General features: G+C 67.5%; 1 protein-coding gene and 1 pseudogene. Both read left to right on the top strand.

Annotated elements, in window-relative coordinates; genetic code table 11:
• Nucleotides 1-285 precede the first annotated feature (285 nt).
• Nucleotides 286-1,197, top strand: a complete 912-nt coding sequence (locus Q1W26_RS03370) for a TRAP transporter TatT component family protein (protein ID WP_300435870.1) — start codon at nucleotides 286-288, stop codon at nucleotides 1,195-1,197.
• Between the two features lie 25 nt (nucleotides 1,198-1,222).
• Nucleotides 1,223-1,503: pseudogene (locus Q1W26_RS03365) on the top strand (hypothetical protein); the annotation flags it as partial.

Below are 1,503 nucleotides of genomic sequence, written 5' to 3'. Positions count from 1 at the left end.
TCAGCATCGGCCTGCTGGTGGTGAGCCCCGAAAAAGTGGTGCTGTCCATCATCGGAGCCGCCGCGCTCAACCTCGTCATCGGCGTCAACCACAGGCCGGATCGCTACCACGGGTTTTAAGAGCTTGTCCGTGAATAGGCCGGCCTCGGCCTCCTATTCACGGACAAGCTCTAAGCGGATACGCGCGCAAGCGGTGGTTTAACTCCACCGCAACATTGGCGGGCTATCGTGCAGCGCGTCCAGTCATCCAACGTCGGCGGCCCAGCGCACCGGCGTTTCCCCGTCCATGGCGCACACGCCTACCGCACGACTCCGGCAACGCATCCTGAAGGGACTCGCCCCGATTCTGGCGCTGGTCAGCCTCGCCGCCTGCTCGCCGCAACAGATGGTCATGCGTAGCGTGGCCGACGAACTGGCAAGCCAGGGCCAATCTGCCGAGAACGACCTGGAGCTGGCCCGCGAGGCCAGCGCCTTCTATCTAAAGTTTTCAGAATCGGTACTGCGCCCCCAGCCCGACCACACCGGGCTCGCCGCGGCAGTGGCCGGCGGCTTCACCCAGTACGCCTACGCCTTCGTCGCCTTCGAGGCCGACCGTATCGAAGCCACCGACGCCAAAGCCGCTCAGCGCCTGAGGGAGCGCGCTGCGCGCCTCTACCGCCGCGGACGCGACCACGCCCTGACCGCCCTTGAACTCACCCGCCCGGGCTTTCGCCAGGCCCTTGCCAACCCCGCCGCCCAACCTGCCCTGCGTACCGAACAGCTCGCCCTCGCCTACTGGGGCGCCGCCGCCTGGGGCGGCATGATCTCCCTCTCCAAGGACGACCCGGACACCGTCGCCGACCTACCCCTCGCAATCCACCTCGCCCAGCTCGCCTGGCGTCTTGACCCCGGCTTTGGTGACGGCAACCTCGCCAGCCTGATGGGCAGTTTCGAAACGGCCCGCCCCGGCGGCACGCGGGCCAGCGCCGAGGCCTACTTCGACGAAGCCCTGCGGCTTGGCCAGGGCCGCAGCGCCGGCGCCTTTGTCGCCAAGGCCGAAGGCATCGCCCAACCGGCGGGCGACAAGGCGGCCTTTCTCGACCTGTTGAATCAGGCCGTCGCCGTCACCGACGCCCCCGGCAGCCCGCTCGCCCTTTCCAACGAAGTCATGCGCCGCCGCGCCCGCTGGCTGATCGAATCAGCCGACGACCTGTTCTGAAGCTTCCCCCACCCGGAAAAAACCCATGTTCAAGATTGGCCACCGCGCCGTGCCCCTTATCGGCCTGTTTCTAGGCCTGATCCTTGGCCTGCTGGTCGACGGCAACGCCATTGCCGCCGGCAACCAGCTGCGCATCGGCACCCTCGCGCCCAAAAACTCCCTTTACCACCGCCAGTTGATGGAAGTGGGCGAAGCCTGGCGCGCGGCTCAGGGCGAAGGCAGCAAATACCTGATCTACCCCGACGGCAGCCAGGGCGGCGAAACCGACATGGCCCGCCGCATGCGCATCGGCCAGTTGCAGGGCGC

Origin of the sequence: Zoogloea sp. (genome assembly GCF_030157465.1) — a bacterium.
In the GTDB taxonomy this organism is placed as follows: Bacteria; Pseudomonadota; Gammaproteobacteria; order Burkholderiales; family Rhodocyclaceae; genus Zoogloea.
Note: the sequence above shows the minus strand (reverse complement) of the source record. Positions and strands in the feature narration are given on the sequence as shown.